The sequence below is a fragment of the Intrasporangium sp. genome (assembly GCF_039812505.1).
GTDB lineage: Bacteria > Actinomycetota > Actinomycetes > Actinomycetales > Dermatophilaceae > Intrasporangium_A.
In genome coordinates this window covers 1-17,032 of sequence record NZ_JBDIAQ010000011.1, presented here as the reverse complement: position 1 = coordinate 17,032, position 17,032 = coordinate 1, and the positions used below count along the sequence as shown (strand labels likewise).

Below are 17,032 nucleotides of genomic sequence, written 5' to 3'. Positions count from 1 at the left end.
CGATGACGACCGACCTCGCCATCGTCGGCGCCGCCTACCTGGTCGCCGCGATCCTGTTCATCCTCAGTCTCGCCGGGCTGTCGCGGCACGAGAGCTCCAAGCGGGGCAACACCTACGGCATCGTCGGCATGACCATCGCGCTCGTCGCGACGCTGTGGCTGGCCGGCAAGTCGGCCGGGCTGCCGGAGTGGGTCGCGATCATCGTCGCCATGGCGATCGGCGCCGCGATCGGGGTCCGGCTCGCGGTCCGCGTCGGGATGACCGAGATGCCCGAGCTCATCGCGATGCTGCACAGCTTCGTCGGGCTCGCCGCGGTGCTCGTCGGATACAACACCTACCTCGTGTCGACCGAGACGCATCCGGTGGCCGCGCTCGCCGCCGAGGCGGCGTCGGGTGGCGAGGGCGCCGTGCACCTCGTGGAGATCTTCCTCGGGGTGTTCATCGGCGCGGTCACCTTCACCGGATCGATCGTGGCCTTCCTCAAGCTGTCGGCCAAGATCTCCAGCCGGCCGTTGATGCTGCCCGCGCGACACTGGCTCAACCTCGCGGCGGTGCTCGTCTCGCTCGCGCTGATGGTGTGGTTCGTGGCCTCGCCCGCGATCCTGCCGCTCGGGATCATGACGGTGATCGCGCTGGCCTTCGGCTGGCACCTGGTCGCCTCGATCGGCGGCGGCGACATGCCGGTTGTCATCTCGATGCTGAACAGCTACTCGGGGTGGGCCGCCGCGGCGGCGGGCTTCATGCTCAGCAACGACCTGCTCATCGTCACCGGCGCGCTCGTCGGCTCGTCCGGTGCCTACCTGTCCTACATCATGTGCAAGGCGATGAACCGGTCGTTCGTGTCCGTCATCGCCGGCGGCTTCGGGTCCGACGGGGCCGTCACCGGTGAGGAGGTCGACTACGGCGACCACCGGGAGACGACGGTCGCCGAGGTCGCCGAGCTGCTCAAGAGCGCGCACACCGTCGTCATCACACCGGGCTACGGCATGGCGGTCGCGCAGGCGCAGTACCCGGTCGCCGACCTCACCCACAAGCTGCGCGAGCGCGGGATCCAGGTCCGGTTCGGCATCCACCCGGTGGCCGGACGGCTGCCCGGGCACATGAACGTCCTGCTCGCCGAGGCCAAGGTGCCCTACGACATCGTCCTGGAGATGGACGAGATAAACGACGACTTCCCGGACACCGACGTAGTGCTCGTCATCGGGGCCAACGACACCGTCAACCCGGCCGCCGCCGAGGACCCGTCCTCGCCGATCGCGGGGATGCCGGTGCTCGAGGTGTGGAAGGCGCGCGACGTCATCGTCTTCAAGCGGTCGATGGCCGCGGGCTACGCCGGGGTGCAGAACCCGCTCTTCTTCCGCGACAACACGGCGATGCTCTTCGGCGACGCCAAGGACCGGGTCGAGGACATCATCAAGGCACTGTGACCGGTGCGCGCGACGACCACCATCGGGCCGGTCACCGGGCGCTCGTGCGGGGTGGGGCCTGCGCGCACGGAATAGTGGTCGTTCCCCGGCACGGCGGGTATGCCGCTGACCCGGCTCGAGGCGGCACCGCGCGGCTCGGCACCCGGCTGGCCCGACGGCATACCGGCCGGGACATCGGACGAACGCGCTCAGCGTGCGACGCTCACCCGGGCGCGCCGGCTCGGAAGGGGGTGCTCCGGCGGTACTCGACCGCACGCTCGAAGGTGGAGCGCACCCAGCCCTGCCGGCGCATCGCCTGCTGGTACGAGACCCGGAGCACGAGCCAGCCACCCAGGCCGAGCTCCGTGTAGCGGTGGCAGTCGACGTCGATCTGCTGTCGGGTGGTGTGGTACTCGTAGCTGTCCGCCTCGACGGCGATGCCGAGGTCCGTATCGACGAGGTCCGGGTGGATGACCCGGCCGGCCGAGCGCAGCGCGACCTGTGGCTGCAGCCGCAGGCCCGCGACGTCGAGGCTGATGGCCCGCACGACGGACTCGAACGGGTTCTCAGCGCGGTGGTCGGCGTGCTCGGCGACGCGCAGGGCGCGGCGGCGTCCGGCCCGCTTGACGTCCTGCGCGGCCTCGCGCAGCTGCTGCGAAGCCACGCTGCCGCTGCGCAGGGCCGAGTCGGCGACGGCGAGCGCCTCGTCGAAGGGGAGCACCAGGGCGCAGTCGACGACGGTCCGCACCGGAGTGGTGACATGGGCCCCCCGCAGCGCCTCCGGCGGCAGGGCCCGCCAGCTGACCGCGTGGCGCTGCCGGTCGCCCGCGCTCACCTTGCGACCGCGCGGGACGGCGATCTCCGGTCGGGGTGGCTGGATCTTGAGTCGCCAGCCGTAGAAGGCGGCGGCGCTGCGGGTCACCACCACCGCGCGCATCCGCCGCGCCGCCCGCAGCGCCTCGTCCGCCGAGGCGAGCGCGTAGTGTCCCGGTGCGTCGCGCAGGACGTGACCGTCGGCGACGGCACGGGCGATCTCGCGGGCGCTGTACCAGCGGCGGAGCTCGGCGATGCTGGCGACTCCGCCACGGGCATCGAGGGTACGGGCGATCGGGTGCAGCGGCATGGGTGAACGATCCCTGATCGGGCGCGCCGGCCTGCCGGACCATCCACAGGTTCCGCCGGACGACCACTATTCGTCCGCACGGCGTTCACCCGTGCTCAGAAGGCGCGACCGCCACGAATAGTGGTCGTTCCGCGGCACAGCCCGTATGCCGCCCGCCGCCCGCCGGCTTCGCGGGCTCAGCCTGCCGCCGGGTCGGCCGCGCCCGGCCAGTAGGCGTTCGGGTCGAGCCGGGCGCCGAAGATCGCCTGGCCGACGCGCACGACGGTCGCCCCGTACTCGATGGCCAGCTCGAAGTCGCCGGACATGCCCATCGACAGCTCGTCCCAGCCCTCGCCGACGGCGACGTCGTCGGCCTGGCGCAGCTGCTCGCGCACCTCGACCATGCGCTGGAAGCACCCGGCCACCTTCGTCCGGTCCGACGAGAAGACCGCCAGCGTCATCAGGCCGTGGACCCGCAACGCGTCGAAGGCGGCCAGCTGGCGGGCGAAGCCGACCACCTCGTCCGGCGGCAGCCCGAACTTGCTCTCCTCACCGGACGAGTTGACCTGGACCAGGACGTCGAGCCGGCGCCCCTGCGCCTGCAGCCGCTTGTCGAGCTCCTTGGCCAGCCGGAGCGAGTCGAGGGCCTCGAACTCGCTGGCGAACTGCGCTACCAGCCGGGTCTTGTTGCGCTGCAGGTGCCCGATGACGGCCCACTCGAGACCCTCGACATCCTGCAGCCGCTCCCACTTGTCGTGGGCCTCCTGGACCTTGTTCTCGCCGAACCGGCGGTAGCCGGCGTCGTAGGCCGCCATGATCTTGTCGGTCGACATGGTCTTGCTCACCGGCAGCAGCCGCACGCTCGACGGGTCGCGCCCGACGCGGCGGCAGGCGGCCGCGATCCGGCCCTCGACGGTGTGCAGGTTGGCGGCGATGTCTTCCATGCCGCCAGCCAAGCACATCAGGGCCCGGCGGGGCTCAGCCCTCGTCGAGCATCTGGGGCATCCCGCGCTGCTCGGTCTGGCCGAACTCGTCCCCGGTCGCGAGCCGGCTGTGGCTGCGCGAGTACGCGAAGTAGATGCCGAAGCCGATCAGCATCCACACGAGGAAGCGCAGCCAGGTCTCGATCGACAGGTTGAGGATGAGGTAGAAGCACAGCAGCGCGGACAGCCAGGGAACGACGGGGCTGCCGGGGACCTTGAAGGAGCGCTTCAGGTCCGGGCGCCGCTTGCGCAGGATCGGGATCGCGAGCGAGACGAGCAGGAAGGCCGAGAGGGTCCCGATGTTGACCATCTCCTCCAGCTTGCCGATCGGGGTGAGCGAGGCGATCAGCGCGCAGGTGACGCCGATGATGACGGTGAGCCGGATCGGGGTGCCTGTCTTGGGGTGGGTCTCGCCGAGCTTCTCCGGCAGCAGCCAGTCGCGACTCATCGCGAAGGTGACGCGGGTGCCGCCGATCATCAGGGTCATCACCACGGTCGTGAGCCCGGCGACCGCTCCCGCCGAGATCAGGGTGGCGAACCCGTTCTGGCCGACGTCGAGGAACGCCGTCGCCAGGGCGGCCTTCGGATCGATCTCGGTGTACTTGACCATGCCGGTGATCACGAACGAGACCGCCATGTAGAGGATGGTGCACACGACCAGCGAGCCGATGATCCCGATCGGCAGGTCGCGCTGCGGGTTCTTGGCCTCCTCGGCGGTCGTCGCGACGACGTCGAACCCGATGTAGGCGAAGAAGACGATGGCGGCACCGGCCATGATGCCCAGGACCCCGAACGTGGACGGGGTCACCCCGGTCACCCACTGGAACAGCGGGGTGGTCAGGCCCTCGGCAGCCGCGCCCGGGGCAGCCGGCGGGATGAAGGGCGACCAGTTGTCGCGGTTGATGTAGAACAGGCCGGCGATGATGACGAAGACGACGATGAACAGCTTGACGCCGACCAGCACCAGGTTGACCCGCATGGACTCCTTGATGCCGTAGGCGATCAGGGCCGTCAGGGCTGCGATGAGCAGGAAGGACGCCAGGTCGAAGTGCGAGCCCGGGCCTATCGACTCGGGCCAGGTGACGCCTATCTGGCTCAGGAACGTCACGAAGTACTGCGACCAGCCCTGGGCGACCACGCTGGCCCCGAGCATCATCTCCAGCAGCAGGTCCCAGCCGATGATCCACGCGACCAGCTCGCCCAGGGTCGCGTACGAGAAGGTGTACGCCGATCCGGAGATCGGCACGGTCGAGGCGAACTCGGCGTAGCAGAGGGCGGCCAGGCCGCAGACGATCGCGCCGATGGCGAAGGACAGCGCGATCGAGGGGCCGGCGTAGTCGCGGGCGGCCCGGCCGGTCAGCGTGAAGATACCGGCACCGATGATGACACCGATGCCGAAGACCGTCAGGTCGAGCGCCGTCAGCCGCTTCTTGAGGTGGTGGTGCTCGTCTTCCGCAGCGGCGAGGGTCTGTTCGATCGACTTGGTCCTGAAGACTGACATGGGGGCCTCCGTGGATCGTGCAAAACGACTTCCCACACGCTAAACCCAGCGGGGCCGAATAGCGCCCTCAGCGGCATACTGACTTTTGGTAGGGAACTGTGGTATGTCGCGCTCAGGCACCGGTGCCGCGACCGCGGCGGCGCCGCCGGCCGGGGCGCTCGATGATCGGGCCGGTGCGGGCCCCGTGCCGGCCCTCGCGGATGTCCTCGCTCGCGTAGAACTGCTCGCCGCCCTGCACGGGCAGTGCGCGGGACCACGAGTCGAGGCGCTCGGATACCGCGCTGTGGGTCGAGGGGACGTCTGGGTAGCCCGGTGACCCGCCGGGGGAGTCGCCGCCGGGTGGCTCGTCGTCGGGGTCCGGGCCCGGCTCGACGCGCTCGTCCGGGGCGGGCGGGAAGATCTCGGCGCAGATGGCCCGGTAGGTCCGGTCTGGGTGCGGCACCCAGTTGACGACCCGCAGCGCCTGGTCCTGGCCGGCGCTCTCCATGATGAACTCGCCGTAGCCGAGCAGCTGGCCGGAGACCGAGCGCACGTAGCTCATGTCGGTCACCTTCATCAGCGGCATCATCGCGACCTTGTGGGTGACCAGGCCGTAACGCAGCAGCAGCCGCTTGTCGGTCGCGACGAACCAGTCGTGGCGCCACTCGAGGACGTGCCAGAGGGCCCGGGCCACCAGGAAGCAGAAGCCGAGCCACACCACGGTGGCGATGAACTCGGTGCGGGTCGTGATGTTGGAGTCGACCCAGAGCGCGACGACCAGCCCGGCCCCGGCCGACCCGACAGGCTCGGCGACCCTGGCCCAGTGGTGGTGCACGGCGACGACGACCCGCTCGCCCGGCAGCAGGTAGTGGGCGAGCGCCGTCGGCATGTCCGGTCGGAGCAGGGCCACGGAGCGCAGGCCGCCTCAGGTCCGGCTGAGCAGCGAGTCGAAGAACTGCAGGATCGCGTAGAAGGCCTGCACGAGGACTCCCCAGATGTCGCTGACGATGCCGGCTGCCTGGTCGGGCGAGTTGAACACCGCATAGGCGAAGAAGCCGGCGACCACCCAGAGGATGATCTTCTTGACCTTGGACATGAGGGGCAGCTCCAGACCGGGGACGACCCCGAGGGGGCATGGGTCGCCATCCAGTCTGCCGACCCGGGTGCCGCGATGACGGGAGGCGCGCGGGTGTGTCGGGGTACGGGTCAGGCTACCCCGTACAGGCGGTCCCCGGCGTCTCCGAGACCCGGGACGATGTAGCCCCGCTCGTCGAGCCGCTCGTCGACCGTGCCGACCACGATCTTGACGGGTATGTCGCTGTCGGCCAGCTCCCGCTCGACGTGCGTTATCCCCTCGGGCGCGGCGAGCAGGCAGACGCAGGTGATGTCGCGGGCGCCCTTGTCGGTCAGGTAGTCGATCGCCATCACGAGCGTGTTGCCGGTCGCGAGCATCGGGTCGAGCACGAAGACCTGCCGTCCGGTGAGGTCGTCCGGCAGGCGGTTGGCGTAGGCGGAGACCTGCAGGGTCGCCTCGTCGCGGATCATCCCCAGGAAGCCGACCTCGGCGCTCGGGAGCAGGCGCACCATGCCCTCGAGCATCCCGAGGCCGGCCCGCAGGATCGGGACGATGATCGGCTTGGGCTTGGCCAGCTTGATCCCGGTCGTCGCCGCCACCGGGGTCTCGATCTCGAACGGCTCGGTGCGCACCTCGCGGGTCGCCTCGTAGGCCAGCAGGGTGACCAGCTCGTCGGCCAGTCGCCGGAACGTCGGGCTGTCGGTCCGCTTGTCGCGCAGGTAGGTCAGCTTGTGCGCGATCAGCGGATGGTCGGCGACGTGGACGTCCATGGGGGAAACTTATCGCGTGAAGGAGCGAGCCCAGCCGGCCCCGACCGCCGCGACCGTGACGCCCGAGACGTACGAGGAGTGGATGGGTTCGGCACTGGAGCTGGCCGAGCTGGCGGTCGGGTCCGAGGACGTCCCGGTCGGTGCCGTCGTGCTCTCGCCCGAGGGTGAGGTCATCGGGCGCGGCCACAACGTGCGCGAGGAGCGCGCCGACCCGACGGGTCACGCGGAGATCCTCGCCCTGCGCGAGGCGGCCCGGCGGCTGGGCGTTTGGCGCCTGGCCGGGTGCCGCCTCGTGGTGACCCTCGAGCCGTGCGTCATGTGCGCCGGGGCGGCCATGGCGGCCCGGCTCGACCAGATCGTCTTCGCGGCGTGGGACCCCAAGGCCGGGGCCTGCGGGTCGGTGTGGGACCTGACCCGTGACCCACTCGCGACCCACAACGTCGATATCGTCGGGGGTGTGCGTGCGGCGGAGTCGGCCGAGCTGCTGGTCGATTTCTTCGCGGACCGGCGGCTCGGGTAAGGTCTGCCCCGGTGGCGTGTCCGAGCGGCCTAAGGAGCACGCCTCGAAAGCGTGTGTGGGGGCAACTCCACCGTGGGTTCAAATCCCACCGCCACCGCTCATCGAGGTCCTCGGCCTGCCGGTCGCGGACCTCGACGAACGTCAGGCCACTGACGCCGGGAAGGCCGGTGCGGTGAGAGTGTGCCGCCGTCGGAGCCCAGAGCGTGACCGACCGCTCGAGCAATGCGGTGTCTCGCCGGCACGGATGCTCCGGCGCATCATGCGGAACCTGATGACCAGGCCCACCGGCGGATGGAGGCTGCGTCGCGGCGGCTTCCTGAGTCTGGGTATATACCCTCTGACGGCTTGTGCCGCGCCCGCTTGGGCTTGGCCCTTGCGGCAACGTGTTTCCCGGTTCGGACGCGTTGCGGGGTCTCGAAGGCCATGCGCCCCGAAGTAGGTCGCGTATGCCGCGCAGTCGTGCCGTAGGCGCGCGACAAGCAGGTGCCCGTGCCTGAGATGCACCGTTTGTAATGGGTGCGGCTCCGCTGGAGGGACGGAGGTTCGTTCGTTGAGCGCGGCGTTGTGTGCGTGTCAAGGCTCGGCCTGGCCTGAGTGGGCACCGACTGCTGGGCTGATTGATGGCTGGGATTCGTGGCCTGGCCGGGGGTTATCCCGGGGTTTGCGTGGTCGCCGTGCTGACGCGGACGCCGGGGCGTCGGACGTGGCCCTTGGCTGGTCGCTGGTCGTGATGGCGTGGAGCGAAGCGATCTCGAGTTTGGTGACGAGGTCTCGAAGCCGTCGGGTGTTGTCGAACCATGGCTGGTACCGGGCGAGTTGCTCGTCGGTGAGGATCTTGGTCACGGTCTTGCCTGCGACGGTGCGGGTCCACTGGGTGTAGGGCCCGTGCAGCACCGGCGGGTCTGCCTTGCAGGCACAGTTGCGCTTCCCGCAGCGCATCATGCGGACCACCAGCGATCCGGGCAGCAGCCCGTCGATCTGCCCGAGGGCTTCGGCGAGCGCTCTTCGGGTCGCCGCGAACGGCAGCTCTTGCGCGGGCTTGCTCATGGCGTCTTCTCCTGGCCGGCGGCGTGGGATCCCCACCGATCATCCTACAGCGGTAACACTGAAGGATCACCGATCGGGAGGAGCTCCCCATGGCCACCGCCGCCGCCGACCACGCCGACGTCACCGCCTTCAAGCCCAGCCGGGACCGCTTCGAGCAGGTCTGTGCGTTCCTGACCGATCAGGAGGCCGCCGGCCTGACACACGGCGAGCTCGAGCAGCGCTTGACCGTCGATCTGCGCGAGCTGGTCCGGCAGCTGTTCCAGGACCACCTGGACCTGCGGGCCGCCCGGGAGCCGCGCCGCGACGATGTCGTGGACGTCGAGGGCAACCGGCGAGGCAGTGTCGAGACCGGTCACCTGCGGCCGCTGCAGACCATCTTCGGCACGGTCGAGGTGACCCGCTGCGCCTACCGCCGGCGCGGGCAGCGCAACCTCTATCCGGCCGACGCCTGCTTGAACCTGCCGGTCGAGCTGCACTCCCACGGCCTGCGGGAGCTGTCCGCGATCGAGGCCTCCCGCGGCAGCTTCCAGGACGCCAGGGACGCGGTCGGCCGGGTCACCGGCATCGGTCTGGGCAAGCGCCAGCTCGAACAGCTCGCGGTCCGTGCGGCGGTCGACTTCGACGCCTTCTACGACCGGCCCGCACGCACCCACGCCGAGGCCACCGACGGTGACCTGCTGGTGCTCTCGGCCGACGGCAAGGGCATCGTGATGCGACCCGACGCGCTGCGCCCGGCGACCGCGAAGGCGGCAGCCAAGGCCACCGGCAAACTGAAGACCAGGCTGAGCAAGGGCGAGAAACGCAACCGGAAACGGGTCGCCGAGATCGGTGCCGTCTACGACCTCACGCCGCTCCCGCGGACCCCGCGTGACATCATCGGACGCGACCCCGAGGCCGAGCGGCCGGTGTCACCCAAGGCGCGCAACAAGTGGCTCACCGCGAGCGTGGTCGACAACGCAGCCACCGTCATCAGCTCGATCTTCGATGAAGCCCAGCGTCGTGACCCCACCCACCAGCGCACCTGGGTCGCGCTCGTCGACGGAGCCAGGCACCAGATCGACTGCATCCAGGCCGAAGCCACAGCCCGCAAGATCAAGATCTCGATCGTCTGCGACTTCATCCACGTACTGGAGTACATCTGGACCGCGGCCTGGTCGTTCTTCCCCGAAGCCGACCCCGATGCCGAAACCTGGGTCGCCGAGAAGGCCCACGCCGTCCTGAGCGGGCAGGCCTCCACGGTCGCCGCCGCGATCCGCCGCAAAGCCACCCGCCGCAACCTCGACCCCCAGACACGACGCAACGCCGACCGCTGCGCCGACTACCTGCTCGCCAAGAAGGACTACCTCAACTACCCGACAGCACTGGCAGCCGGCTGGCCGATCGCCACCGGCATCATCGAAGGCGCCTGCCGACACCTCGTGAAAGACCGCCTCGACCTCACCGGCGCCCGCTGGGGACTCCAAGGCGCACAAGCCATCCTCAAACTCCGAGCCCTACGCAGCAACGCCGACTGGGACAGCTACTGGACCTTCCACCTCAAACACGAACGACACCGCACCCACGACACCCGCTACAACGCGGACACGACAGCCGCCTGACAGTCCCTTCAGGAGAGCCGCACCCGTTTGTAATTATCTCCTCCGGAATGATGCGACAATGGCCCCGCTTCGGCTTGGCCGGGATCACGTCCATCAAGAGCAATGGGGTGATCTGGGCTGCAAGTGGCGTTCACCGCATGATTTCAGGACAGGGGGACGGGGTGACCTGGGATCCGGGCTCGGCGTTCGAGGACCAGATCAGGACGACGCTCGAGGAGCTGGTCCCCGGGGTGAGCGTCACCGGCGTCGCGGGTCCGACTCCGGTCGACGTCGTCACGACTCGCTGGGTCGGCGGGCAGGCGATCGTCCTGACCTACCGAGAGGCGGACGGTAGGACTGGGCAGTCCATCCTGCGTCGCGACCACGAGCCGAACCTTCGCATCGCCAAGCCTGGGCTCACCCGGGCCTTCGTCGGCGACGCGCAGGCCTGGCGGCTGGCCGCCGAGGCTCTGCGCATCCGGTATGCCGCCCTGTTCGACCCGATGCTGGCCATCGCCACCTCGGACCTGCAACCGCTGCCGCACCAGATCAAGGCTGTTTACGGCGAGCTGCTTCCCCGCACCCCACTGCGCTTCCTGCTCGCCGACGACCCCGGCGCCGGCAAGACGATCATGTGTGGCCTCTACATCAAGGAGCTCATGCTCCGCGGTGACCTCGCCCGTTGCCTCGTCGTCGCGCCCGGCAGCTTGGTGGAGCAGTGGCTCGACGAGCTCTACGACAAGTTCGGCCTCCGGTTCGAGGCTCTGACCCGTAGCCTGATCGACGCGACCGTCCACGGCAGCGTCTTCGAGCACCACCCGCTTCTGATCGCCCGCATGGACCAGCTGTCGCGCAACGAGGACCTCATGGCCGAGCTGGAGCGCTCCGACTGGGACCTGGTCGTCGTCGACGAGGCGCACCGCATGTCGGCCCACTACTTCGGCAACGAGCTCAAGACGACCCGGCGCTACCAGCTCGGCCAGCTCCTCGGCCGGATCTCCCGGCACTTCCTCCTGATGACCGCGACACCGCACTCCGGCAAGCAGGAGGACTTCCAGCTCTTCCTCGCGCTGCTCGACGGCGACCGGTTCGAGGGCAGGTTCCGCGACGGCGTGCACAGCGTCGAGCCCGGTGACCTCATGCGCCGGATGGTCAAGGAGGAGCTGCTGACGATGGAGGGCAAGCCGCTCTTCCCCGAGCGCCGCGCCTACACCGTGCCGTACGACCTGTCCGACGACGAGCAGGACCTCTACGAGGCGGTCACGCAGTACGTCCGCGAGGAGATGAACCGGGCCGACCGGCTCAAGGCGGAGGGCGAGGGCCGCCGCGGCAACACCGTCGGGTTCGCCCTCACCGTCCTGCAGCGCCGGCTCGCCTCGAGCCCCGAAGCCATCCTGCGCAGCCTCGAGCGTCGCAAGCGGCGCCTCGAGAAGCGGCGCCGCGAGATGGCCAACGGACCCGACGAGGTCAGCTTCCGGCGACGGGTCGAGCAGATCCTCGGCCGAGACGACGACGATGGCCTGGACGACCGGCTGGAAGACCTGGCCGGCGCCGAGCTCGAGCAGCTCGAGGACGACGTCGTCGACGCCGCGACCGCGGCACGGACCATCGCCGAGCTCGACCACGAGATCAACGACCTGACCGACCTCATCGAGATCGCCGGCCGGGTGCGGCACTCGGGCCACGACCGCAAGTGGAGCGAGCTGCGCGGCATCCTCGCCGACAACGACCTGACCCGCGACAGCGACGGCAGCCTGCGCAAGATCATCGTCTTCACCGAGCATCGCGACACGCTCAACTACCTCGTCGAACGCATCCGCACCCTGCTCGGGCGCAACGAGGTGGTCGTCACGATCCACGGCGGCATCCGCCGTGAGGAGCGCCGCGCCATCCAGGAGCGCTTCACGCAGGACACCGACGTCCGGGTCCTCGTCGCCACCGACGCGGCCGGTGAGGGCCTCAACCTGCAGCGCGCCCACCTGATGGTCAACTATGACTTGCCGTGGAACCCGAACAAGATCGAGCAGCGCTTCGGGCGCATCCACCGCATCGGACAGACCGAGGTCTGTCACCTGTGGAACCTCGTGGCCAAGGAGACCCGCGAGGGCGACGTGTTCATCCGCCTCCTGGAGAAGATCGAAGAACAGCGCAAGGCCTACGCGGGCAAGGTGTTCGACGTGCTCGGCGACGCCTTCGAGAACAACCCGCTGCGCGGCCTGCTCCTGGAGGCGATCCGCTACGGCGACCGGCCGGAGGTCCGCGCCCGGCTCGACACCGTGATCGACGAGACGGTCGGGCAGGGCCTCGACGAGCTGCTCGCCGAGCGCGCGCTGCACCACCAGGTCATGGCCGACGTCGATGTCGAGGAGATCCGCCTCCGCATCGAGGAGGCCATGGCCCGAAGACTCCAGCCGCACTACGTCGAGGCGTTCTTCCTCGAGGCCCTCGCACGGCTCGGCGGCCGAGCCACCCGCCGCGAGGAGGGGCGCTACCAAGTCAGCCACGTCCCGTGGCTCATACGCGACCGCGACCGCGCCATGGGCCTGGGTGCACCCGTGCTGGCCGCCTACGAGCGCGTGACCTTCCAGCGGGACCGGGTCCGTGTCAGCGGTATGCCGCTGGCTGACCTCGTCGCGCCCGGGCACCCCCTGCTCGACGCCCTCGTCGACCTCACGGTCGAACGGAACCGCGAGAGCCTCAAGCTCGGCGCAGTGCTGCTCGACTCGGACGACCCTTCCGAGGTGCCCCGGCTGCTGGTGGCCCTCGCCGAGGAGATCGTCGACGGCAACAGCCACACGGTGTCGAAGCGGTTCAGCTACGTCGAGCTGCTGCGCGGCGGCAGTGCCCGCGACGCGGGGCCGGCGCCCTATCTCGACTACCAGCCGATGCCGACCGACTCCGACCCGGTGGTCGAGCAGGTGCTCGCCGAACCGTGGCTCGCCCGCGGCGCCGAGGACATCGCGGTCGACTGGGCCATCGCGAACTCGACCACCGAGCACGAGACCGCCGTCGCGGCCCGGGTCCTGCCCGCCGTCCAGCACACCCGCGCCGAGGTGCGGCGACGGCTGATCGCCGAGGTCAACTACTGGGACGCGCGCCACGGCGAGCTGCTCGACCAGGAGGCGGCCGGCCGCACCCTGCGGATCCGACCCGAGACCGCCTACCGCCGAGCCCGAGAGCTCGAGCGGCGACTCGAGCGGCGCATGGCGGAGCTGGCCGCCGACGCGGCGCTCACGGTCCGGCCACCTGTCGTGGCCGGTGCCGCCCTCGTCATCTCGCAGGGCCTGCTCGACCGCCTCTCCGGCGCACGCACGGCGCCCGTCGCGACCTACACCAGGCAAACGGCCTTCGTCGAGCGCCGCGCGGTCGAGGCCGTCATGGCGGCCGAGTGGCGCCTGGGCCGGCATCCGCAGGAGCTGGCGCACAACCATCCCGGCTATGACATCCGCTCGAGCGCGCCCGACGGCTCGGTCTTCAAGATCGAGGTCAAGGGTCGCTTCGAGGGGGCGGACGACTTCACGATCACCCGCAACGAGGTGCTGACGGCCAAGAACCTCGGCGGTGACTACCGTCTCGCACTGGTCGAGGTCAGTCCGGACGGCCCCGAGCACGACCGCATCCGCTACCTGACCCGCCCCTTCGACGACTCCATGGGGGTCGATTTCAAGACCGACAAGTTCGTGCAGAACTGGGCCAAGACGTGGGCTGCCGGAGGCGAGCCGCGATGAGGTGCGGGCGGGCGAAGTTTCCAGGTGAGTTTTGATGTAGCGTGACTGGCAACGCCATGAGGGAATTAAGAGGAAACGCGTGATCAGTGACGAGGTCGCCACGGCATTGCGGCAGGTCGCTGATGGCATGGCGGCCGCTGATCTGGAGTCGCAGCACCTCGAGTTCAAGACGGTCGGGCGTTCGGCCGAGGACACCATGGTCAATCTTGCGGATGCCTGTTCGTGCTTCGCCAACGCCGACGGCGGCACCGTCGTGGTCGGCGTCCGGGACGGCAACGGTGGCCCGGAGGCATTTGTGGGGTCACCGCTCGACCCGGTGCGGACCCAGCGCCGGATCCACGAGCTGACCGATCCCGGCCTGATCGTCACCGTCGAGTCCGAGACCTGGCAGGGCATCGACCTGACGGTGATCTCGGTGCCACGAAGCCCGACCGTTCACCAGGTGCGTCACCGGTCGACGGAGCGGCTGGGATCGTCCTGCGTGTCGATGAGTGCAATCCGGATCGCTGCCGTCATGCGCGACCGGGGTGGCTATGACTGGTCTGCCGCCGCTTCCGGGAGCCGCATTGACGACGTGGACGACGTCGCCGTCGGGCTCGTCCGGCGTCGGCTCCGCGAGGTGCCGGCCCAGGAGAGGCAGCTGTGGGCCGACCAGCCCGTGGCCGTGCTGCTTGCCCGGCTGGGCCTGCTCACGGCGGATCGGCAGCTGAACAATGCGGGAGCCGTGCTGTTGACGGACATGGGGCGCACCCATTTCCGTTACATCCGGAAGACGTCGATGTCTGGTGAGCTGACCGCGAACGAAGATGTGAGGGGGACCGGGGTCGAGGCGTTGTCCGCCATCGAGGACTTCGTCCTGCGCGGGATGACCCACACGCCGGTCAACCTGCCGCATGCACAGCAGCTGCTCATCGCAGACGTCCCCGAGTCCGCTGTCCGCGAAGTCCTCGTCAACGCCTTCATGCACCGCGACCATGGGCTTGGCGACGCGACGTTCGTCGAACACTCCCCGGAGTGGCTGCGGGTGAGCTCACCCGGGGGATTCGTCGTGGGTGTCACGGCGCAGACCGTCCTGACGGCTCCGGCCCGGTCACGCAACCCTGTGCTGGCCCAGGCAGTGCGGGCCATCGGCCTTGCGGAGGCAGCCGGGGTCGGCATCGAACGCGTGTACGTGGCGATGGCCGAGGTGGGGCATCGGTTGCCCGTCTTCGCCAGCGACGCGCGGAGTGTCTCGGTGAGTCTCTACGGTGGCGCGCCGGAGGACGACGTGGTGAAGTTCGTCGCGACCCTGCCCGACGACCTGCGGAGAGATCCGGTCGCCCTGATCGTGCTCGACGCCTTGAGGATGGAGCGGACCACGACCGCGCACGCCCTCGCGCCCGTCCTCCAACGCGATGAGGACGAGGCTGAGGCACTGCTGCGACAACTCGCAGCGCGAGGAGAGCTCATCGAGGCAACGCGCAACAGCGCCCGCCTGCGCCGGTCGACCTATCGGCTGACCAAGCCCGTCATCGACGCTCTCGGCAGCTCACTGGCCTACCGCCGTCCGACCGCCGACGATCTCGTGTCCACCCAGATTGTCGCGATGGTTCGTGCCTATGGCGAGGTCAACGCACGGGCAGTGCGGGCCGTGTTCGACGTCAGCGCGGCGACGGCCAGTCGCTACCTCGCCGATCTGGTGGCCCGCGAGATCCTCGTCAAGACCAGCACCGCCAGTCGCGGGCCGTCCGTGACCTACGGCATGGGCCCGAAGTTCCCGCGCGCGACGCGGGGGAGTAGACCACGGGGCACGACGGCCTCGACGGAGGAGCAGCAGGAGATGACGGCCCATGAGTGAGCCCACGACGAAGCGCAAGCTCATCGAGGTGGCCCTGCCGCTCGAGGCGATCAACCGCGAGTCGGCGCGCGAGAACTACATCTACCGCGGCAACCCCTCGTCGGTTCATAAATGGTGGGCGCAGCGACCACTGGCCGCGGCCCGTGCGGTCTTGTTCGCGCAGCTCGTCGACGACCCGAGCTCGCGGCCCGCGGAGTTCCCCACCCAGGAGGCGCAGGACGCCGAGCGCAAGCGCCTCTTCGAGCTCATCGAGCGGCTCGTCGTCTGGGAGAACGCCGGCGACGAGCGCCTCCTCGCCCAGGCGCACGCGGAGATCCTGAGGTCGACCGACGGCAACCCGCCGCCGATCCTCGACCCGTTCGCAGGGGGCGGCAGCATCCCGCTCGAGGCCCAGCGGCTCGGCCTCGAGGCCCACGCCTCCGACCTCAACCCGGTAGCCGTCCTCATCAACAAGGCGCTCATCGAGATACCCCCGCGGTATGCCGCTCAGCCCCCGGTGTTCCCCGGCGCGGCCTCGGACGTGGCCGGGATCGCCGGCTGGCCGCGCGCGAGTGGGCTCGCCGAGGACGTGCGGCGGTATGGCCAGTGGATGCGTGACGAGGCGCAGGAGCGGATCGGGCATCTCTATCCCAAGGCCGAGGTCGCAGGGAAGCCGGCCAACGTCATCGCCTGGATCTGGGCAAGAACCGTGACGTGTCCCAACCCGGCCTGTGGGATTGCAATGCCCCTGGTCCGCTCCTTCTGGCTGTCGAAGAAGAAGGACCGCAAGACGTGGGCCGTGCCGGTCGTGGGGAACGGGCAAGTGACATTCGACATCGAGACGGGCGCCTCTGGTCCGGTCATCGAAGGAACCGTGGGCCGCACTGGCGCGGCCTGCATTTCGTGCCATACCCCTGTCCCGCTGTCATATGTTCGCGAGCAGAGCCGTGTCCACGGCCTCGGCGCGCAACTCATGTCGGTGGTAGCCGAGGGCGCTCGGCAGCGGCTCTACCTCCCAGCCGACCACACTCAGTCGGCGGCCGCCAACATCGATCGTCCCGAGGACGTGCCTGAGGGCGAATTGTTCGACTGGCCCGGACGGATCAACGTCTACCGATACGGGATGACGCACTTCTGGCAGCTCTTCACGAACCGGCAGCTGGTGGCGCTGACGACGTTCAGCGACCTCGTCGGTGAGGCCCGAGACCGGGTCGCCGCCGACGCCAAGGAAGCCGGCCACACCCCCGAGCACGCCGAGGCCTACGCCAACTCCGTCACCCTGTATCTGGCGTGCATCTTGAGCAAAGTAGCCGATTACAACAACAGCTGCGCCGTCTGGTATCCGGCGGAGGACCGCCCCAAGAACCTATTCGCTCGTCAAGCAATTCCCATGGTGTGGGACTTCCCGGAGGTGAATCCCCTCGGCGCCATCGGGGGCACGTGGTCGGGATGCAATGCCACGTAGCGTAAGTCGGGGTCATGACGCGCGTGGGTGGACGGCGTGCAGGTTGATGGTGGGTGGCCGGTC

13 protein-coding genes and 1 tRNA gene are annotated in these 17,032 nt (G+C 69.4%); 7 read left to right on the top strand and 7 right to left on the bottom strand.

The genetic code is table 11. The annotated features are described in order from the left end of the window. The first annotated feature begins 2 nt into the window (after positions 1 to 2). Positions 3 to 1,427 carry a Re/Si-specific NAD(P)(+) transhydrogenase subunit beta gene (gene pntB / locus WMI84_RS03075; RefSeq protein ID WP_347350537.1) on the top strand — a complete coding sequence of 475 codons (1,425 nt, stop codon included), beginning with the start codon at positions 3 to 5 and terminating at the stop codon, positions 1,425 to 1,427. A 202-nt stretch (positions 1,428 to 1,629) separates the two neighbouring features. Here the strand turns inward: pntB and WMI84_RS03070 are convergent, their stop codons facing one another. From WMI84_RS03070 to upp, 6 genes are all read right to left on the bottom strand, one after another. After that, the gene (locus WMI84_RS03070) at positions 1,630 to 2,529 is read right to left on the bottom strand and encodes a hypothetical protein (RefSeq protein WP_347350536.1); all 900 of its coding nucleotides are present in this window, start codon (positions 2,527 to 2,529) and stop codon (positions 1,630 to 1,632) included. A 176-nt stretch (positions 2,530 to 2,705) separates the two neighbouring features. Beyond that, positions 2,706 to 3,452, bottom strand: a complete 747-nt coding sequence (locus WMI84_RS03065; RefSeq protein ID WP_347350535.1) for a YggS family pyridoxal phosphate-dependent enzyme — start codon at positions 3,450 to 3,452, stop codon at positions 2,706 to 2,708. 34 nt (positions 3,453 to 3,486) lie between these two features. Then, positions 3,487 to 4,992, bottom strand: coding sequence for an amino acid permease (locus WMI84_RS03060; RefSeq protein ID WP_347350534.1), 1,506 nt, complete (start codon positions 4,990 to 4,992; stop codon positions 3,487 to 3,489). 112 nt (positions 4,993 to 5,104) lie between these two features. Further along, positions 5,105 to 5,881 (bottom strand): PH domain-containing protein, encoded by a 777-nt coding sequence (locus tag WMI84_RS03055; protein WP_347350533.1) that lies wholly within the window; start codon positions 5,879 to 5,881, stop codon positions 5,105 to 5,107. A 15-nt stretch (positions 5,882 to 5,896) separates the two neighbouring features. Continuing rightward, on the bottom strand, positions 5,897 to 6,067 hold the full coding sequence (locus WMI84_RS03050) for a hypothetical protein (RefSeq protein WP_347350532.1): 171 nt from the start codon (positions 6,065 to 6,067) through the stop codon (positions 5,897 to 5,899). A 110-nt stretch (positions 6,068 to 6,177) separates the two neighbouring features. Then, positions 6,178 to 6,816, bottom strand: coding sequence for a uracil phosphoribosyltransferase (gene upp, locus WMI84_RS03045; protein ID WP_347350531.1), 639 nt, complete (start codon positions 6,814 to 6,816; stop codon positions 6,178 to 6,180). 82 nt (positions 6,817 to 6,898) lie between these two features. Between upp and WMI84_RS03040 the strand changes: the two genes are divergently transcribed. Both WMI84_RS03040 and WMI84_RS03035 read left to right on the top strand, forming a co-directional pair. Continuing rightward, a complete protein-coding gene (locus tag WMI84_RS03040) occupies positions 6,899 to 7,336 on the top strand; it encodes a nucleoside deaminase (RefSeq protein WP_347350555.1) in 438 nt (145 codons plus the stop codon). Between the two features lie 10 nt (positions 7,337 to 7,346). Next, positions 7,347 to 7,433 (top strand) — tRNA-Ser (locus WMI84_RS03035). A gap of 476 nt (positions 7,434 to 7,909) precedes the next feature. On the opposite strand, the gene WMI84_RS03030 is transcribed toward WMI84_RS03035, so the two are convergent. Beyond that, positions 7,910 to 8,383 carry a DUF6788 family protein gene (locus tag WMI84_RS03030; RefSeq protein ID WP_347350530.1) on the bottom strand — a complete coding sequence of 158 codons (474 nt, stop codon included), beginning with the start codon at positions 8,381 to 8,383 and terminating at the stop codon, positions 7,910 to 7,912. An 89-nt stretch (positions 8,384 to 8,472) separates the two neighbouring features. Here WMI84_RS03030 and WMI84_RS03025 point away from each other — a divergent pair, with 89 nt between their 5' ends. The 4 genes from WMI84_RS03025 to WMI84_RS03010 all read left to right on the top strand — a co-directional run bounded on the left by WMI84_RS03025 (position 8,473) and on the right by WMI84_RS03010 (position 16,969). Continuing rightward, positions 8,473 to 9,981, top strand: coding sequence for an ISKra4 family transposase (locus WMI84_RS03025; RefSeq protein ID WP_347350529.1), 1,509 nt, complete (start codon positions 8,473 to 8,475; stop codon positions 9,979 to 9,981). A 161-nt stretch (positions 9,982 to 10,142) separates the two neighbouring features. After that, positions 10,143 to 13,688, top strand: coding sequence for a helicase-related protein (locus tag WMI84_RS03020; RefSeq protein ID WP_347350528.1), 3,546 nt, complete (start codon positions 10,143 to 10,145; stop codon positions 13,686 to 13,688). Between the two features lie 79 nt (positions 13,689 to 13,767). Then, positions 13,768 to 15,525, top strand: coding sequence for an ATP-binding protein (locus WMI84_RS03015; RefSeq protein WP_347350527.1), 1,758 nt, complete (start codon positions 13,768 to 13,770; stop codon positions 15,523 to 15,525). 28 nt (positions 15,526 to 15,553) lie between these two features. After that, entirely contained in the window at positions 15,554 to 16,969 is a 1,416-nt protein-coding gene (locus WMI84_RS03010; RefSeq protein ID WP_347350526.1) for a DUF1156 domain-containing protein, read from the top strand. Positions 16,970 to 17,032: the final 63 nt, after the last annotated feature.